General features: G+C 41.8%; 10 protein-coding genes. All 10 read left to right on the forward strand.

All coding sequences use genetic code 11. The features are described 5' to 3' along the window. Positions 1 to 4: 4 nt before the first annotated feature. Positions 5 to 682, forward strand: coding sequence for a DUF6946 family protein (locus ACI48J_RS07280; protein WP_405082297.1), 678 nt, complete (start codon positions 5 to 7; stop codon positions 680 to 682). Positions 683 to 805: 123 nt separating this feature from the next. After that, positions 806 to 1,057 (forward strand): helix-turn-helix transcriptional regulator, encoded by a 252-nt coding sequence (locus ACI48J_RS07285; RefSeq protein WP_212949702.1) that lies wholly within the window; start codon positions 806 to 808, stop codon positions 1,055 to 1,057. Beyond that, entirely contained in the window at positions 1,054 to 1,656 is a 603-nt protein-coding gene (locus ACI48J_RS07290) for a DUF1819 family protein (RefSeq protein ID WP_405082298.1), read from the forward strand. Before ACI48J_RS07285 ends, ACI48J_RS07290 begins: the two co-directional genes overlap by 4 nt. Before the next feature lie 2 nt (positions 1,657 to 1,658). Beyond that, a complete protein-coding gene (locus tag ACI48J_RS07295; protein WP_405082299.1) occupies positions 1,659 to 2,237 on the forward strand; it encodes a DUF1788 domain-containing protein in 579 nt (192 codons plus the stop codon). Between the two features lie 12 nt (positions 2,238 to 2,249). Then, entirely contained in the window at positions 2,250 to 5,846 is a 3,597-nt protein-coding gene (gene brxC / locus ACI48J_RS07300) for a BREX system P-loop protein BrxC (RefSeq protein WP_405082300.1), read from the forward strand. Positions 5,847 to 5,860: 14 nt separating this feature from the next. Next, positions 5,861 to 9,457, forward strand: a complete 3,597-nt coding sequence (gene pglX, locus ACI48J_RS07305; protein ID WP_405082301.1) for a BREX-1 system adenine-specific DNA-methyltransferase PglX — start codon at positions 5,861 to 5,863, stop codon at positions 9,455 to 9,457. A gap of 24 nt (positions 9,458 to 9,481) precedes the next feature. Next, positions 9,482 to 12,004, forward strand: coding sequence for a BREX-1 system phosphatase PglZ type A (gene pglZ / locus ACI48J_RS07310; RefSeq protein ID WP_405082302.1), 2,523 nt, complete (start codon positions 9,482 to 9,484; stop codon positions 12,002 to 12,004). A gap of 54 nt (positions 12,005 to 12,058) precedes the next feature. Continuing rightward, positions 12,059 to 14,080, forward strand: a complete 2,022-nt coding sequence (gene brxL, locus ACI48J_RS07315) for a protease Lon-related BREX system protein BrxL (RefSeq protein ID WP_405083192.1) — start codon at positions 12,059 to 12,061, stop codon at positions 14,078 to 14,080. Between the two features lie 335 nt (positions 14,081 to 14,415). Further along, positions 14,416 to 15,738, forward strand: a complete 1,323-nt coding sequence (locus ACI48J_RS07320) for a reverse transcriptase/maturase family protein (protein WP_405082303.1) — start codon at positions 14,416 to 14,418, stop codon at positions 15,736 to 15,738. A 178-nt stretch (positions 15,739 to 15,916) separates the two neighbouring features. Next, positions 15,917 to 18,601, forward strand: a complete 2,685-nt coding sequence (locus ACI48J_RS07325; RefSeq protein WP_405082304.1) for a DEAD/DEAH box helicase — start codon at positions 15,917 to 15,919, stop codon at positions 18,599 to 18,601. The last annotated feature ends 1 nt before the right edge of the window (position 18,602 follow it).

The following is an 18,602-nucleotide window of genomic DNA, read 5'->3' on the forward strand; positions in this document are numbered from 1 at the left end:
CAATATGAAACATTTTTGTATCCAAACGAATGACTTAAATGTGTGGAGAAGCTTTCTCGCCGATCCGGAGAAGCAGTGGAAGAAAGGGTATTCTGCCTACGAACTAGCCCATTCGTGGACTGCATGCGAGGGATTACCGTCTTCGATACGAGGCGTGTTCTCGAATACCGAATTTGAAAATATGAAAATTCTTTATGTATTTCCGGAACACGAAGTGTATTTGGATAATCAAAAGGCACCGTCTCAGAACGATCTTTTTGTGCTAGGCAAGGCAGATCGAGATTTGGTTGTTATCATGGTGGAAGGAAAAGTGGAAGAGCCTTTCGGAGAACTGGTGAAGGACTGGCTGGAGCAAGCGAGCGACGGCAAGAGAAAGAGGCTCGCTTTTCTTAGAGAAACCCTGCAGCTTGAGGATTCCGTAAATTTGGATTCCATTCGATATCAGCTGCTTCATCGTACCGCTTCGGCCTTGTTGGAAGCTATGAATCTGAATGCCAAGAAGGCAATCATGCTGGTTCACTCTTTTAGTCCGGCCTCCGCATGGCTAGAGGATTATCTAAATTTCGTCCGTCTATTCGGGTTGCAAGGCCAAACTAACCAACTCACCCCTTCTGTCCGTATTCATGAGGTTGAGCTATCCTTTGCATGGGTAAGCGAGAAAGCAAACAATTCACCATTTTAAGCAACCATTGCTTAAGATTGATAAAAAATCGCAATTTCTTATACATAACTATTAAGAACCTATAACATGTGGTATTCTGTAACTTGTAGGCTCTTAAAGTATGTATAAAAGGGTGTATAAATTATGGATGTATGTTACAACAAGCTTTTCAAGTTGTTGATTGATAAAGGAATGAAGAGAACAGAATTACGGAGAATGACCGGAATCAGTCCCAATACCTTGACGAAACTCTCGAACAATGAATTTGTTTCTATGGAGGTTCTTGTTAAGATTTGCCGTTCATTGGCTTGCGATATCGGGGATATCGTGGAGGTTGTGAATAAACCGGAGAATGAAGCTGTCGCACATGTTGCACTGAATGGTGACAAAGGATGAGAAAACAAGAATACAGTGCAGGAATGGTGAAGCTTTCGTTCTGGTTTTCTGAGTTTCGTAAGGTGATAAACCTGATCAATCAGGGGAAAACGTTGAAAGAGATTAAAGTGCTAAATTTAGAAGAAAATCTATTCGCGGCTCCCACACAAGATAGGGCAATACAAATATTTAATACAGTGTCCAATCGGGTAAAAAGTTTAGATCAGTCATTTTATTCGCTTTTTGAACAAAGTGATATAGCAACGCAGAAAATCATCAACCTCATTGCAATAATGAAGACAGACAGCTTATTCTTCGATTTCGTTTATGAGGTTTACCGGGAAAAGCTGATTATTGGAAGCGATGAACTGGCTGACAGTGACATCAGAATTTTCTTCAATAACAAGCAACTGCAAAGTGAGAAAGTTGCAAAATGGACCGATTACACCCTTAAGAGACTGGGCACCTGTTATAAGACAATGTTGATGGAAGCCGGTTTAACAGATCGTGCATCCGGGATCAGAAAGATTCTGAAACCAATATTAGATAAGACGCTGGAACAACATCTGAGGGATAAAGGCATGGAATTGATGGTTCATGCCCTGACAGGGGTGAGATAAGAATGGCCAGCTTGGAAGAAAGATTAGATATAGCGGAACGAATGATCCGCATGCCAAGTTTTCGCCAGAACAAAGGGCTTGGCAATGAAGTAGGTTACTATGTATTCGATTATCCGGCGGAGAAAGAACTGATTGTCAGGGAACGAATCGAGTACATGAAGGCTAAAAATTCCAAAGCAATCGATGGTTTTGAACTGGTTGTTTTTGACCTCTACGATATCATCATTGACATTCTTGAGCAGGAAGGCTTCATGGAACAGTGTTTTATGTTCGAAAAGAAAAAAGGGCTTGAACGAATCGTAAAATCAGTCGGAAACCTCCTCCAGATCAATGATGATGCCAGTCTAATCGTTCAATATATTCAAGAACGTACCCCGCAGGAAGCCGTGGTCTTCTTAACCGGAATCGGGAAATGCTATCCATTGCTAAGGTCACATAAGGTGTTGAATAATCTTCATCAGGCAATTGATCATGTGCCGGTGGTTATGTTTTACCCGGGTAAGTATGATGGGCACGAATTAATCCTGTTTTCGGAAATCAAAGACGATAATTACTACAGAGCATTCAGGCTTGTTGATTAGGGAGCTGATGATATGAAGATCAAGGAAATGTTCGTTAGAGAAATCGATCGGGATATTAAAGGTGTCATCAAAGTAGGCCAAGGTGATGAAGAAAATATTAAGCAAGAACTTGAAGAGTACGTTGTGACAAGAGAACTGCAAAAGCACTTTGCGGATTTCTTCTCCAGTTATAAGAAAGGGATTAACGGGTACACCGATAAAATGGGTGTATGGATTTCCGGCTTTTTTGGCAGTGGTAAATCTCACTTTCTGAAAATCCTTTCTTACTTGCTCAGCAATAAGGAAGTGCAAGGAAAGAAAGCACTTGATTACTTCATAGAAGATAACAAAATCGTTGATCCAATGGTGCTGGCAGACATGAAGCTTGCGGCTAGTGTTCCTACGGATGTCGTTCTGTTCAACATTGATTCTAAGAGTGAAATGACCGGAAAACAATCCAAAGATGCCATTGTTTCCGTTTTTCTTAAAGTATTTAACGAAATGCAAGGATTTTGCGGCTCCATTCCATTTCTGGCAGATTTGGAAAGGCAACTTGTTGAAGAAGACCGCTATGAAGAATTTAAGAACCTATTTCAAAAGAATTTCGGCAAGCCATGGGAAGAATCCCGACATAAGTTTGATTTTATTCAAGACAGCATAGTGGAAGTATTGGCTGAAATGGGCTTTATGAGCGAGGTTGCTGCTCGAAACTGGTGCGAGAAAGCGACGGAACCGTACTCCATTAGCATTGAAAATTTTGCACGTCTGGTGAAAGAATATATCGACCGGAAGGGAAATAATCATCACATTGTATTCCTGGTGGATGAGATCGGCCAGTACATAGGGGATGACTCCAAGCTGATGCTTAATTTGCAAACGGTAACCGAGGATCTGGGGACGGCTTGCAAGGGCAAGGTTTGGATTGTCGTTACCAGCCAACAGGACATTGATTCCATTACCAAGACGAAGGGGAACGACTTCTCCAAGATTCAAGGACGATTCGATACCCGTCTGTCTCTTTCTTCAGCCAATGTCGATGAGGTGATCAAGAAGAGAATTTTGGATAAAAATACGACAGCTGAGCAGACGCTAAGATTGCTGTATGAACAGAAAGCTACCATTATCAAAAACCTGATTGTGTTCAATGACGGTATAGAAAAGAAACTGTACGCAGACGACTGCGACTTTGCAGCCGTTTATCCTTTTGTGCCTTACCAGTTCAATTTGCTGGGCAGCGTCCTGACCTCCATCAGAACTCATGGGGCTTCGGGCAAGCATTTGGCTGAAGGCGAGCGTTCCATGATTGCGTTGTTTAAGGAATCGGCGGTAAAACTGATGGATCGTCCAGCCGGTACATTGATCCCCTTTAATATGTTCTACGATGCGCTGCATCAATTCCTGGATCACAGTCATAAGGGTGTCATTAGCCGCGCAATGGATAACGATTATATTAACCCCGACAAGCTGGATGACTGTTTTGCTGTTAACGTACTGAAAACGCTGTTCATGATCAAATACGTCAAAGAGATTAAAGCCAACATTGATAATATTACCAGTTTAATGATCGCAGATATTGATACCGATAGAATGAAATTGAAAAAGCAAGTAGAGGAAGCATTGAAAATTCTCGCCAATCAAACATTGATTCAGAAGACTGGCGATATCTATGTGTTCTTGACCAATGAAGAACAGGAGATCAACCGTGAAATTGAGAGCCAGAATGTGGAGATGGCCGAAGTCATTGGCAAAGTTTCGGAGCTCATCTTTGATGACATATTCAAAGGTGAAAAATATCGTTACCCGGCCTTTAATGGCAGGTATAACTTTGCCTACAACCGATTTGTGGATGATCGTCCTTATAAATCGAACCAGAGCTACGATATCGGCATAAGAGTACTCACTCCGAGTACTGACTACAGCACCGATGAAACTACCTTGCGCATGATCTCAGGACAGGGGAGGGAAATTCTTGTCGTACTCCCCAATGATTCCGCCTTTCTGGATGAAATCAGGAGTGCTCTGAAAATCGAAAAGTATTTGCGTCTAAATACTTCCAGCACACTGACGAAATTTGAACAGATCAAGGAAGCCAAACGTGTGGAGATGCGCGAAAGAAATGGAAACGCTAAGTTATTTTTGATCGAATCCTTGAAGAATGCTGATATTTATGTGAATGGGGACAAAGCCCAGATTGCTTCAAAAGACATCATAGCAAGAATGAATGATGCACTGGGACGACTCATTTCGATCGTTTATCATAAACTATCGTATATTGACACTCCCATGAGTGAAGCGAATATTCGCGCCTTGTTTAAGAATGAAAATCAGCTTACTCTTTCGTTGGAGGGCAGTACCGAACCGAACATCCATGCTTTAAAGGATATGCTCAGTTTTATTTCCAGTAATTCTTCCATGCACATGAAGACATCTATGAAGAGTTTGATGGATCGTTTTATGAAGGCACCGTATGGTTTCGTGGAGGATGATGTGGAATGGCTCGTCGCCAAACTATTCAAGAACGGCGATATCTCGTTTACCGTTAATGGAACAAGTGTGACCTTGCTGAATAAATCGCATGAAGAAATTATCAACTACATTACCAAGAGAGAATTTGTTGAGAAGCTGTTGACTGAACGCAGAGAGAAAGCATCCGACAGCCAAAAGAAGGCTGTACGCGAAGTCATGAAGGAATTATTCGGTACCTCCAGCGTCAATGAAGATGATGATGCGATGATGCAGAGCTTCCAGAAGTACAGCAGAGACATATTGAATGAGCTGGATAAATTTGAAATCATGTACCAGGCAAAATCGTTCCCTGGACAGAAGGTTGTCGCTTACGGAAAAAACTTGCTTCGTGCCATTCTTCAGATTCAGTCCCCAACGGAATTCTTCAAGAAGCTTCATGCAGATCGGGACGATTATCTTGATTTTGCCGAAGATTATGAACCGGTCAAATTATTCTTTGACGGGGAGCAAAAGAAAGTATTTGAGAAAGCTCTGAACCTAATGAAAATTTACGAGGAAAGTAAGACATTTATCGTAGATGAAAAAGTCGAACAAGTTGTTAATGAAATTAAAGCGATCCTGAAAAAAGAATCTCCTTATAGTGAAATTCCTAAATTGCCTGTATTATTGGATCAATTTACAGAGCTTTATGCGAAATTATTGCAGGATATGGAAGCTCCCGTGATCGCGGCGATAGAAGATGCCCGGAAACGAGTATTTGATGTATTGGATACAAAGGAATACAAGGACCAATTTACTAACCGCTTCCATCAGCTTTTCCTTGAAATTATGGAAAAGGCGAGAACATGCAACAATGTCGCGACTATGCAGAATATTAAGGTGGAAGCCGATGCGTTGAAAGTACGCCTTCTCAATGAGCTTTCCAAGAAAGATCAGCAGATTGCGGAAGGGTCTGGAACTTATGGTACAAATGGCGGCGATAAGCATGGTGAAGAGCTGTTACCAAAGATGAAGAAAAGAAAAAACATTAGTATTAAGAGCGTGAACCTTGCCGCTTCTTGGCAGATTGAAACCCCGCAAGATGTTGACAAATATATAGCCGCGCTTAAGGAACGGATTCTGAAAGAGTTGGACGCAGATACCATCATCAATATTGAGTTCTAAGGGAGACACTGCAGATGAATAAGACCGCAATTAAAAACTTTGCCATATGGGCAAGAAAGAAGCTCATTGCAGAGATCACATACAAGGCAGGATTAATAGGGGTTACGGGGAAGGGGGTAAAAAATCCCCTCCCGCAATCTACGAAAGATGTTCAGTTCTTTGACATCGGCGCCAAGGAACCTTATTCCATCACTGGTGTGGAAATTGAGCAGCGTAGAAATCTGGTCGATATCATACAAAAAAAAGAAAAACAGTCTGATTATAAAACTGCTTATAATAGCGTCATTGAAGAGGTTGCCTATACATGGTTTAACCGCCTCATTGCTGTGCGGTTTATGGAAGTGAACGATTATTTACCGTCCAGAATCAGGGTTTTATCTTCGGAGAGCAGTTCCAAGATCGAACCGGACTTGGTGACTTCTCCTTTTGATGCAGACTTGGATTATACGCCTTTTGAGAAAGATCGAATCATTCAGCTGAAAAATGAGAATAAGCTGGATGAGCTTTTCCGGATGCTATTTATCAAACAGTGTAATGCATTGAATGCTATACTGCCAGAGTTATTTGAGAAAACCAACGACTACACCGAGCTATTAATGAACGTGTCTTTTACCGACAAGGATGGCGTTGTCTATCGATTGGTTCACGACATTCCGGAAGATGATTTCAATGTGGAAAAAGAGGGCCAGGTTGAGATCATCGGTTGGCTGTATCAGTATTATAATACCGAGCCGAAAGATGAAACCTTTGCCTTGCTGAAGAAGAATGTGAAGATTACGAAAGAACGAATTCCCGCGGCTACTCAACTTTTTACTCCGGATTGGATCGTCCGCTATATGGTTGAGAACAGCCTGGGTCGTCTTTGGTTAGAAGGGCACCCGAACGACGAGTTGAAAGCCAAGTGGAAATATTACTTGGATGAGGCTGAGCAGGAACCGGAAGTTCAGGCACAATTGATTGCGATCCGGGAAGAGTACAAGAACATCAAGCCTGAGGATATCAAGGTTATCGACCCATGCATGGGAAGCGGTCATATTTTGGTATATGCATTTGATGTGCTGATGCAGATTTATGAGAGCTATGGATATAGCCAGCGGGATGCTGCAAAAAACATAATAGAGAACAATCTATATGGTTTGGATATAGACAATCGTGCCTATCAACTGGCTTATTTTGCTGTAATGATGAAAGGTAGACAATATAACCGTCGCATCTTAGATGGTCAAACAAAGTGCCATGTATATTCGATTCAGGAGAGCAATGGGATAAATCGCTCGCAATTGAAATATTTCGGTCAAGGTCTAAGCGATATCGAATATAATACTGCCCTTACAGAGATAGGATATTTGCTCGATACGACGAAGGATGCTAAGGAGTATGGCTCTCTTCTAAATATCGATATTCTAAATTGGGAACTTCTGGGCCGGTTTATTGATAGCTTAAATTTGAGCGGCCAGATTACATTGGAGACCGTTGACTTGGAGGATACCCAGAAGCAGTTGTGTCAACTAGTGGAGATCGCTGCTGTAATGGCGGAGAAGTATGATGTGGTTGTAACCAATCCTCCATATATGGGAAGCAGAAAAGGCATGAATAGCAAGGTGAAAATGTTTGTTGAGAAGAATTATAAAGATTCAAAATCTGATTTATATACTTGCTTTATTGATAAATCTCTAACGTTTTCTAAAAATAATAAATATGTTGCTATGGTAACTCAACACTCATTTATGTTTACTGATGACTACAAAGAGCTGCGATATAAATTAATTACAAAGCACACCTTTTCTACAATGATACATTTGGGTACAGATGCTTTTCCAGAAATAAATGGAGAAGTAGTACAAACTACAGCTTTTGTTATAAAGTCAAATTTTTATTGTGCAGAATTTTTGTCAAATTATGTTAGATTAGTTGATTTTTCATGCGATGAGAAAGTCAAGCATATTAAAGATTCCAATGTATCTTATCATTGCCGCTCTAAAGAATTTTTGGATATTAAAGCAACTCCCTTCTCATACTGGCTTAGCAATCAAATGCGCAGTAGTTTTGTAATCGGTGAACCATTTGAAGAGTACGGGAGACCAAGAGCCGGTATAACGACCGGAGAAAATGAGCGGTTTTTGCGTTATTGGTTTGAAGTTGAAAAAGAAAAGATTGGATTGAATTATCCCTCGGTTGAAAGTTTTCATAACTCAGGCTGTTTATATATCCCGTATAATAAGGGAGGTAAACAGATAAAGTGGTATGGTAATAATGATTATGTAATCAAGTTTAATCAGTATTATTATAATATCTTGAGTAACCAAGGCAATCACTTACCATCAAGACAATATTATTGCTTAGAGTGTATTACGTGGTCGGATATTTCAGGGCGGACATTCGCCGCACGGTATTGTAAACAAGGGTTTGTTTTTGATGTAAAAGGTTCCTGTGGCTTTCCGGATAAAAATAATTTATGGTTTGCACTTGCCTTACTAAATAGTAAATTAACACCGAAATATATTGATTCTCTTAACCCTACTACAACAACTCAGGTGGGCGATTTAAAAAGAATTCCCGTGATATCTCCATCTATTTACGAAAAGGAAAGAATAGATTTACTCTCTCGACAATGTGTTCAAATCTCAAAAGAAGATTGGAATTCATTTGAAATTAGTTGGGATTTTGTACGCCATCCATTCTTAATTCATCAAGCTGAAAGTAATCGACTTCATGATGCTTTTTTAGAATGGGAGCAGTTCACCAATAATCAGTTTTCTCGACTTAAATCTAGCGAAGAAGAATTAAACCGCGTTTTCATTGACATTTACGGCTTGCAAAATGAGCTTACATCAGAAATTGAGGAGAAAGACGTTACAATCCGAAAAGCTGATCTTGGTCGTGATGTGCGCTCCTTTGTCTCTTATGCTGTTGGCTGTATGTTCGGCCGTTATAGCCTTGATCTTGAGGGATTGGCCTTTGCCGGAGGGGAATGGGATGATAGCAAATACAGTACTTTCATCCCGGATAATGATAATATCATTCCTATCACCGATGAAGAATACTTCGAAGATGACATTGTAGGCCTGTTCTGTGCATTTCTGAAGAAGTCGTTTGGCTCAGATACTCTCGAAGAAAATCTGGACTTCATCGCCAAAGCACTTGGCAACAAAGGAAATACTTCTAGAGAGGTCATCCGGAATTACTTCCTGAAGGACTTCTTTAAAGATCATTGCAAAGTTTATCAAAAATGTCCAATCTACTGGCTCTTTGATAGTGGGAAGGAAGACGGCTTCAAGACTTTGATCTACATGCATCGTTATAACGAAGATACCATCGGCGATTTGCGTATTGACTATCTTCACCGGATGCAACGTGTCTACGAGAGCGAGATTGCGCGGATGCAGGACACCATTGACAACAGCAATAATGCGCGAGAAGTAGCCGCGGCCACGAAGCGGAAAGAAAAGTTGACCCGGCAGTTGAAAGAAACCAAAGAGTATGACGAAAAGATCGCTCACCTAGCTCTTGCACGTAATCCGATTGATCTGGACGATGGCGTGAAAGTCAATTACGATAAAGTGCAGACGGGAACAGACGGCAAGAAGCTGGATGTGCTGGCGAAGATTTAATCATGATGGAAAGGAGCGGGTCGTATGGCTGAACTGAATTTGAAACAAATTGCCGACAAGCTGAATGCTGAGTTCACTGGCGATACCCGCAAGCTGGTATTCTGGTACGACGATAATGCTGAATTTGCTGATGATATTGATACACTGGAATTAAATAATGCCAAAGTGTACCATTTGGAGCCGGACAACCAGTTTTATACCAAATATTTTCTGGAGCGGTTGGATCGAACAACCAATTATCTGATTTATGCACCGTTCCCCAAACCGCCCGTTCGGGATAATCATCTGGCTGATACCATCAAGTATTCCAAAGAATTTTTTGCCGACCGTGCTTCTCTACTCACCGTTGATCTCGGAATTGATGAGAAGTATAAGCCGCTCATTCAGAAGTACATCAAGTTCTTTGGGGCAAAAGACAGAACCCAACGATTTTATGATCTTGAGATTGAGAATTTTACCAGAGATACGATCGAAATAGCACTGATGAGCGTACTCTGTAAGACACGAACAGCTTCCTTTGAGGAAGTTGTTCGTGTCGTTTTGACTGATGCTGATTTGAAAGATAACAAATTTCTTGCAGAATTTGAGAAATACGATATCCTTCCTGCTTTCTGGAGGCTTTGCGAAGATCAATTTGGCTATACGGATGTAAAACCGACGCTTGAAAAGCTGGTCGTTACCATGTTCGTGACCTACACGGAGCGATATATGGATGCTGAGGTTCCTAAGGCCTGGAAGAACTATGTTTCTTATAAATCTGGCAATATCATTGCTTTCTTGGATAATCTGATGAATAGCCTGCTTTACCGCGGCAGATACAACGAGCTTTCCGAGGTTGTGGCGACGGGATTGAATGCTTCTTCCGCATTGGAAACTATAAGTCCGGAAGATTTGTTGCGATGCGATACATTTACTTTTATTGACCGAATGATCATCCACTGGATCACCGAACGGCTCCTGGCTGAGGATACCGGTGCTAAGTTGAATGGCATGACCATCCCGCTGGTATGTCAGGAGCGAAGCAAAATGCATTTTGGAGAAACCTACAAAGAACAGTATCAGCTCTTGGAATATGCCTATTACTTGATTCTTCAAGCAAATTATAACTGTCCCGATGATTTCATAGGGATTGTCAATCAATACCGTGAGTCAGATTACCTCATTGATACCCATTATCGAAATTTCTATTCTTGTTTCGACAAGCTTAAAGATAGTACTGCTTTTGAACGCCTGCGCGATCTGATCGAGAACATCTATACCAATGAATACCTGGCCGAAATCATCCCCAAGTGGAATGCGGCTATTATTAACGATGAATCTATGACGGCACTGCCGATGCAGCGTGATTTCTATTCCCGGTATATTCGCAACAGCAAAGAGCGCGTAGTCGTCATCATATCTGATGCCATGCGCTATGAGACAGGCCGTACGCTTTGGGCGAGATTACAGGATGATGAGAAATGCTCAGCCAGGCTCGAAGCCATGCTCGGTGTATTGCCGTCTTATACAAGACTTGGAATGGCGACACTCCTTCCACACAAAACAATTGAAATGACAGATGATTACCGCTTACTGGTGGATGGGGCATCTTGTGATGATCTAAAACAACGTGAAGTTGTGTTGCAACGCTATAATCCAAATAGCCGCTGCATTCAATATGACGACCTCAAATCGATGAAGAGGGATGCGATCCGCCAGTTATTTGTCGGGATGGACGTCATCTATATTTATCATAATCAAATTGATGCCCGCGGCGATAAAGCTAATACTGAGAACGAGGTTTTTACTGCTTGTGAGGAAGCTATAAATGAAATCCACGATCTGATTCGTCAGCTCACAGACCATGTAAGTGCTACTCATTATATCGTAACTGCGGATCACGGGTTTATCTATAAGCGCGACAAGCTGCAGGAAAGCGATAAGATCGCGAATATTTCCGAGAAAGGATCGTTTGTTAACCGGCGTTTTATTGTATCCGATCAATCAATTCTGGGGGATGGAATTGCTTCTTTGCCATTAAGCCGAATTCTTGGCAATAATGATACCAAAGTGGTATCATTCCCGATCAGTTCTAACGTGTTCAAGGTAGCTGGCGGTGGTCAGAACTATGTACATGGCGGGTCATCCCCGCAGGAAATGATTATTCCAGTGCTGGATATTAAAACGGAAAAAGGGCATAAAGAGACGAGAACCGTCCAGATTGCGCTGATCAGTATGGTTCAGAAAATTACGAACTTGATTACAACCCTTGATTTCATTCAGAACGAGCCGATTAGTGATGTCCTGAAGGGAACAAGTTTCAAGATTGTATTCATATCCGAAGACAACGAGAAGATTTCTAACGAGAACATTTATATTGCAGACAAGAAAGATGCCGACCCGCAAAAACGAATGTTCCGCCTCCGCTTTAATTTTAAAAATAAACAATACGATAAGTCGAAACGATATTATCTTGTTGCATTTGATGAAACAACTGGCTTGGAAGTCCTTCGCCATGAGGTAGTGATGGATATTGCTTTTGCAAATGACTTTGGATTCAATGTGTAGGGGGGTGAGTTTGTGTTCGACGACGTTCAACATGGGACGGATGGCCAATTGGAAATGATAGAAAAGTTGAAAACCTGGTTCTCTGGGAAAATTGTCAGGAAAGATCTGACCAAGAGAATCAAAGAAGGTGCTAACGTTCCGGTCTATGTCCTGGAATATTTGCTCGGGATGTATTGTTCAACCATGGATGAAGAGGAGATTGAAGCCGGGGTCGTTAATGTAAAACAAATCTTGGCCGAAAACTATGTACGTCCGGATGAAGCGCAGAAGATTATTTCCAAGCTGCGCGAACGTGGCAGCTATACTGTAATTGATAAGGTTTCTGTCAAATTAAATTATAAGAATGATATCTACGAATCCGAATTTTCCAATCTTGGAATTAAAGGGGTTCCTATTGCAGAAACATACGTTTCCGACTATGAGCGACTTCTCTGCGGGGGGATTTGGTGTATTGTCCAACTGGAATATTTTTATGATGAAGCCGACAAAAATCGCTGCCCGTTCATTATCCGCAAGCTGACACCCATACAGATGCCGAGTTTGGATATCGAGGAAGTCAAGCAAGCAAGAGCCCATTTTACCGACGATGAATGGATTGATCTTGTTTTAAGAAGCACAGGGATGGAACCTTCACAATTTAATAAACGGGTCAAATGGCTGCATTTGGCCAGATTGATTCCACTTATAGAAAATAACTACAACCTGTGCGAACTGGGGCCGAGAGGAACGGGGAAATCCCATATTTATAAAGAAATTAGCCCCAATAGTATACTTGTCTCCGGTGGTCAGACTACAGTAGCCAATTTATTCTACAACATGGGCAGCAAAACGGTGGGGCTCGTTGGTTTGTGGGATTGTGTAGCGTTCGATGAAGTGGCAGGTATCAAGTTTAAAGATCAAGACGGCGTACAAATCATGAAAGATTATATGGCTTCTGGTTCTTTCGCAAGAGGCAAGGAAGAGAAGAATGCCTATGCTTCCATGACATTCGTTGGCAACATTAATCAAAGTGTCGACGTAGTATTAAAGACGTCACACTTGTTTGATCCGTTCCCAGTTGCAATGGCTAACGATTCTGCATTCCTTGATCGCATGCATTGCTATATCCCTGGTTGGGAAATACCGAAATATCGACCTGAATATTTTACGAATGATTACGGTTTTATTACGGACTACTTTGCGGAGATCATGCGTGAGCTTCGTAAAATCTCCTACGGAGATGCATTTGAGAAATTTTTTAAGTTGGGCAATAATCTGAACCAGCGAGATGTAATCGCGGTAAGAAGAACGGTGTCAGGATTAACCAAATTGATTTACCCCAACGGGCAATTCACCAAAGAGAACGTTGAGGAAATTCTGAGGTTCGCCTTGGAAATGCGTCGAAGAGTAAAAGAGCAGTTGAAAAAGATCGGTGGCATGGAATTCTATGATGTGAATTTTTCGTATATAGATCAAGAAACTTTCAACGAGGAATTTGTTCCAGTTCCAGAGCAGGGCGGTGGGAAGCTAATTCCGGAGGGAATGGGCAAGCCCGGTCATATTTACACGGTATCGCATGGAAAGTCTGGTATGATTGGGGTCTACAAATTAGAGATGCAAATGACCTCGGGTACCGGGAAATTTGAGAAAACCGGTCTTGGTTCGGATCGTGAAGCTAGGGAAGCTGTTGATACGGCGTATCGGTACTTAAAAGCGAATGGTAAAAATATTAGTGGATCGATTAGTACGACCACAAAAGATTACCTCATGCACATCCAGGACATGAACGGTATTGGCATGACCAAGTATCTGACCTTACCTGCTGTAGTAGCTATATGTTCGGTGGCCTTGAATAAACCTTCTCTAAGTTCCTCAGTAGTGTTGGGTGACTTAAGTATCGGTGGCACGATCATGAAAGTCGAAGAACTGGCGAATACATTGCAGGTTTGCTTGGACAGTGGAGCCAAGAAGGTCTTGATTCCAATTACATCAGCAGTTGATCTTGGAACTGTCCCGTCTGAATTGATTGGCTGCTTCAATATTATCTTCTACCAGAGTGCGGAAGATGCTGTGTTTAAGGCTTTAGGGGTCGAATGAGCGAGAGTCACAATTTTTTGTCGAATTTTAGTTTGCCAAATCTATGAAACTATGATACTATAATTTTGCCTTGCAGACCTGCTGTAAGGGTTGGAGATTGAAGTCAAGGGTCTGGCGAGCAGTAGCACGCACAAGACACACTGACACAGTTCACTGGTGGACACGAACTCACACATCAACCAACAAGCACTCCACATTGAACACGCCTCCTCAACTATCATAGCATAGTTGTTCATGCGTAATGTACGGGTGGCTGCAATACAATTACATCATACCTGCCAACTTAGGGATGCTACCCCCCGTGTTGGCAGGTATTGCACTTTATGGGGGAATTTATGACTGTGGATGAGTGGAAGAAAAAGGTGAAATTCCGAGGCTATGCCCATTTCGATAGAAAAATAACCATAAATGAAGCATGGGATTATATCTCTGATCCACTAAAAATAAAAACTCATGGCTTTCTTCCTTTTATCCACCATACATTGAAAATTACGAAGTATAGTAAATCCAAAGGTAAGAGTACCAAAAACCGTGAAATTTGTTATTCCGCACACATGGATCGGTATATCTATCAGTACTACGCCTATAAATTAAATGAAGAATATAACAATAGAGTATCTATTGACGGTCTTGATCAATGCTCGATTGCGTATCGCAACAATCTGCACATGAATAATATTCATTTTGCTAAACAGGCTTTTGACAAAATAAAAGAACTTAAAGAATGCTATGTCGTCATCGGGGACTTTAAAAACTTTTTCGACAGCCTTGACCATCAATACTTAAAAAAGCGAATGTGTCAGCTGCTTCAAAAAGATAAGCTTCCTAACGATTATTATGCGGTATTTAAAAACATCACTAAATATTCAACATGGGAATTATCCGACCTTTTGAAAGAAAATGGGCATTTGTTAAATCTTTCTGGAATTAAGCGACTAAACAAACAAGATTTGGCGATACCTTGGAGTAAATTTAAGGCCTTAAAGAAGGACATGGTTACTTCAAATAAAAAGTCGTTCGGCATTCCTCAAGGATCGGCAATAAGTGCTGTGTTGTCAAATATATACATGCTTGAGTTCGATGCTAAGATAAATTCATATGTTACTTCCAAAGATGGAATGTATATGAGGTATAGCGATGATTTTATTGTTATCCTTCCAAAAGATAAGGCGTTACCATTGGAACAAGAACTTGCCTTCTTGATGTCAATCATACATGCAACACCGTCACTGGTGTTGGAGCCTGATAAAACCCAACTTTTTGAATGCAGTATAGGCAACATAGACTCATTTGAAATCCGCGATGCTTTATTATGTATGACACGAAAAAAGAAAATTGATTACTTAGGTTTTTCTTTCGATGGGAATGCTGTAACTATTAGGGATAAGACCATTTCGAAGTATTATAATAAGTTGAATCGAAATATAAAGAAGATTCTGAGAAGCAAAGATGATTCAAAAACAAAAGTAATAATAAAAAGCATGCGTCTCTATCGGAAGTTTGGATATCATGAGGTTAGCAAGGATTTGAAAAATAGAAACTTCCTTAGTTATGTCGATAGGGCTGAACGAATATTTGGACCTTTGGAACGGGTTAACGTAGTAAAGTCAAGACACATACAGAAGATTAGAAAGAAATTGAAAAACCATGAAAGTTGACGATCATAGTGGTCGTCTTTTTTTGTGTTAATTCACATAAACAAGGACTAACTGCCTATATTGTCGAATTAGCAGCAAGGGGGTTTTATTCCATGAGAACGTATATTCTATGACAACATGTTGTCTAATCAGTATGTTCTAATATGATCAGCAGACATTAGCGTTGGAGGGATTAGGAATGGCATTTCTGAAATGCTCGGAATGCACCAATATGCTAAAGGCAATTCAAATTTCCAATAAAATCAGCCAAGTTGGGGAGCAACGATTACTTGAATATTCGCCAACCGGGATTAAATGCTCAGACTGGACTCCCGTAATTGAAAACCTCCGAGGATTCGCAGAAGGAATTTACTGTCCGTCTTGTTTTGCTATCGTTCCTCTAGAGAAAGAAGAATTTGTACTATGTGAGGATAACCGAATTCCTGGCGTCGTAAGTCATGAATTTTCATCAGAAGATGTACTGGATAAGCTGAAGAAGTTGGGCGAGGAAGAGGCCGCTGAGATTTATGTACATACACTTCCTGCCAAAGAGGCAACTTTTGCAAATATTCCTGAATCTACACCGGAGCCCATTAAGGACGCCTTATATCGAATGGGAATTAAGCAGTTATATTCACACCAAGCAGAAACGGCCGATGCAGTCCATTCTGGTTCTAATGTTGTCTTGGTCACTTCAACGTCATCCGGAAAGACGTTGTCCTATAACCTGCCGATTCTTAGTCGTTTATATAACCATCCCGAAGAACGTGCGTTATACATATTTCCAACAAAAGCGTTAGCAAATGATCAGTTAGATCAAATTAGGCGTTTTGGCTTGCAACTGACGGAGAATCCTTCTTCCCTGGATGAGTGGTTTGAGACCCAGTTGCATTTGGGAGATCGTCTGATTCATATTGGCCGGCTGGATGGGGATACCGAGAATGGGCCGCGGCAGCGAATCATGGAAAAAGCACAGGTATGGATGACGAATCCGGATATGATTCATTACTCCATTCTCGGGCAAGTTCAGAAGGTGAAGTATGCGACCGCGCACCACATTCGAAATTATCTGCGGAATCTCAAATTTATTGTGCTTGATGAGATGCATATGTACCGCGGCACATTCGGAAGTCATGTCGCATTAGTACTCAGACGTCTGCTTAAGGTTTGCCGAGAACTTGGTAATGCACACAATATCCAGATTATCACGAGCTCAGCAACGATTGAAAACCCTGCTAGATTAGCAGAGGATCTTACGGGGCTAAGTGGCTTTACCCTCATCAATACAGATGGTTCCGCCCATCAGAAGAAGGGAATCGTCCTCTGGAATCCTGGCATGTCTGCCGACGAACAAGTCCGCCGCGCGCCTTCTACCGATGCGATTACGATGGCGAAACAAATTATGACTGTGGATCAGAAGGTGATTAAGAGTATTATTTTTCAGCCTTCTCGCAGCCAGACGATGGTCTTTACCCGTTATATCAAAGACGTATTGCGCCAGCCTCTCCGACTACCTAAGGAGAAAGTGAACGGAGAGAAACTCGCGGCTTTTTATACTGGAATCCTACCGAATGATACCCGGAAACGAATTATTGAGCGGCTCAAGTCCCACGATATTCATGTCATTATTACGACCAATGCCCTTGAAGTCGGGATTGATATCGGTGATCTGAGTCTCGCCGTTCTTGTTGGTTATCCCGGATCGAAAGCGGCATTCTCCCAACAGATTGGGCGCGTAGGCCGCAAAGGCGAGGGAGTCGCTGTCTTGATCCTGCAGGACGAACCGCTTCAGCAGTATTACATGCGAAACCCACTGGAGTTTATTCACAAGGCTCCGGAAGTCGTTCGAATTAATCCAACAAATTACAAGTTGTTGGCTTTGCATATTCCTCTACTGAGAGAAGAGCTAGGGAGAGAAGTCACGAAGGAAGACTTGAAGAACATGTTCCCCGGGTTAGTTGAAGACTATATCGAGACTGTTCTCCAAGTTGCCGCATCAGCGAATCAAGAGGAAATCGTTGATAAAAAGTTTAGCCTTCGATCCATCTCCGGGCAAAACTACAGCGTCACCATTCGGGGGCAGGATCAAACGATCGTTGACGGTCTGGATGAATGGAGTGCTCTTCGTGACTTCCATGAAGGCGCGATCTATTGGACTCCTGGAGAGAAAGGCTATCGAGTAGACTCTATCAATCGCAGAAAAGGTGAAATTATTGTATTGCCTATTCAGGAACTAACCTATTACACTCAATCTACTTATCGTGATGCTATCGACATTATGCAAACTTATCAGAAGCAAAATATCGAAGGAATCGATATGACCTATGGTGAACTGGAGATCAAGCGGAGCGTCTTCGGTTATAAAAAAGTTTACTTCGGACAGAAGCATGAATCGGAGCAGGTTCAATTGGATCATCCGTCCGTCACCCGATTTTCTCCCGAAGGAATGTGGGTTACATTGACGGATTCCCAATGGGGTCACTTGAGGAATAACATCCAGGAATGGGTAGATGAAAGCAGACCCCTTGATCTGTTGGCCGAAGGCTCTCTTCACGCTGCAGGTCACGCTATGACTTCCGTTATTCCTGACCTCATTATTTGTGACGCGAATGACTTTACAGGTTTTTCGGCGAGTGCAATGACGGCTTTTGCGAATCGACCTGTTATCGGCTTCTATGGCGAGAACGGGTCCGGTCTCGGAACCATCGAGGCGATTTACGAAAAACTCCCTCATGTGCTACGAAAAGCGCTTGAACTTATTGAAAGCTGCCCTTGTTCCGAAGGATGTCCTAGTTGCGTGCAGCTCCCTGGTAAAGGAAATATTGAATTGTTCAAATCTGGAGCCATAATGCTGCTGAAGATACTGATTGAAGGGAGCGATTAAG

Source organism: Paenibacillus chitinolyticus (assembly GCF_045038035.1).
Classification (GTDB): Bacteria; Bacillota; Bacilli; order Paenibacillales; family NBRC-103111; genus Paenibacillus_F; species Paenibacillus_F chitinolyticus_A.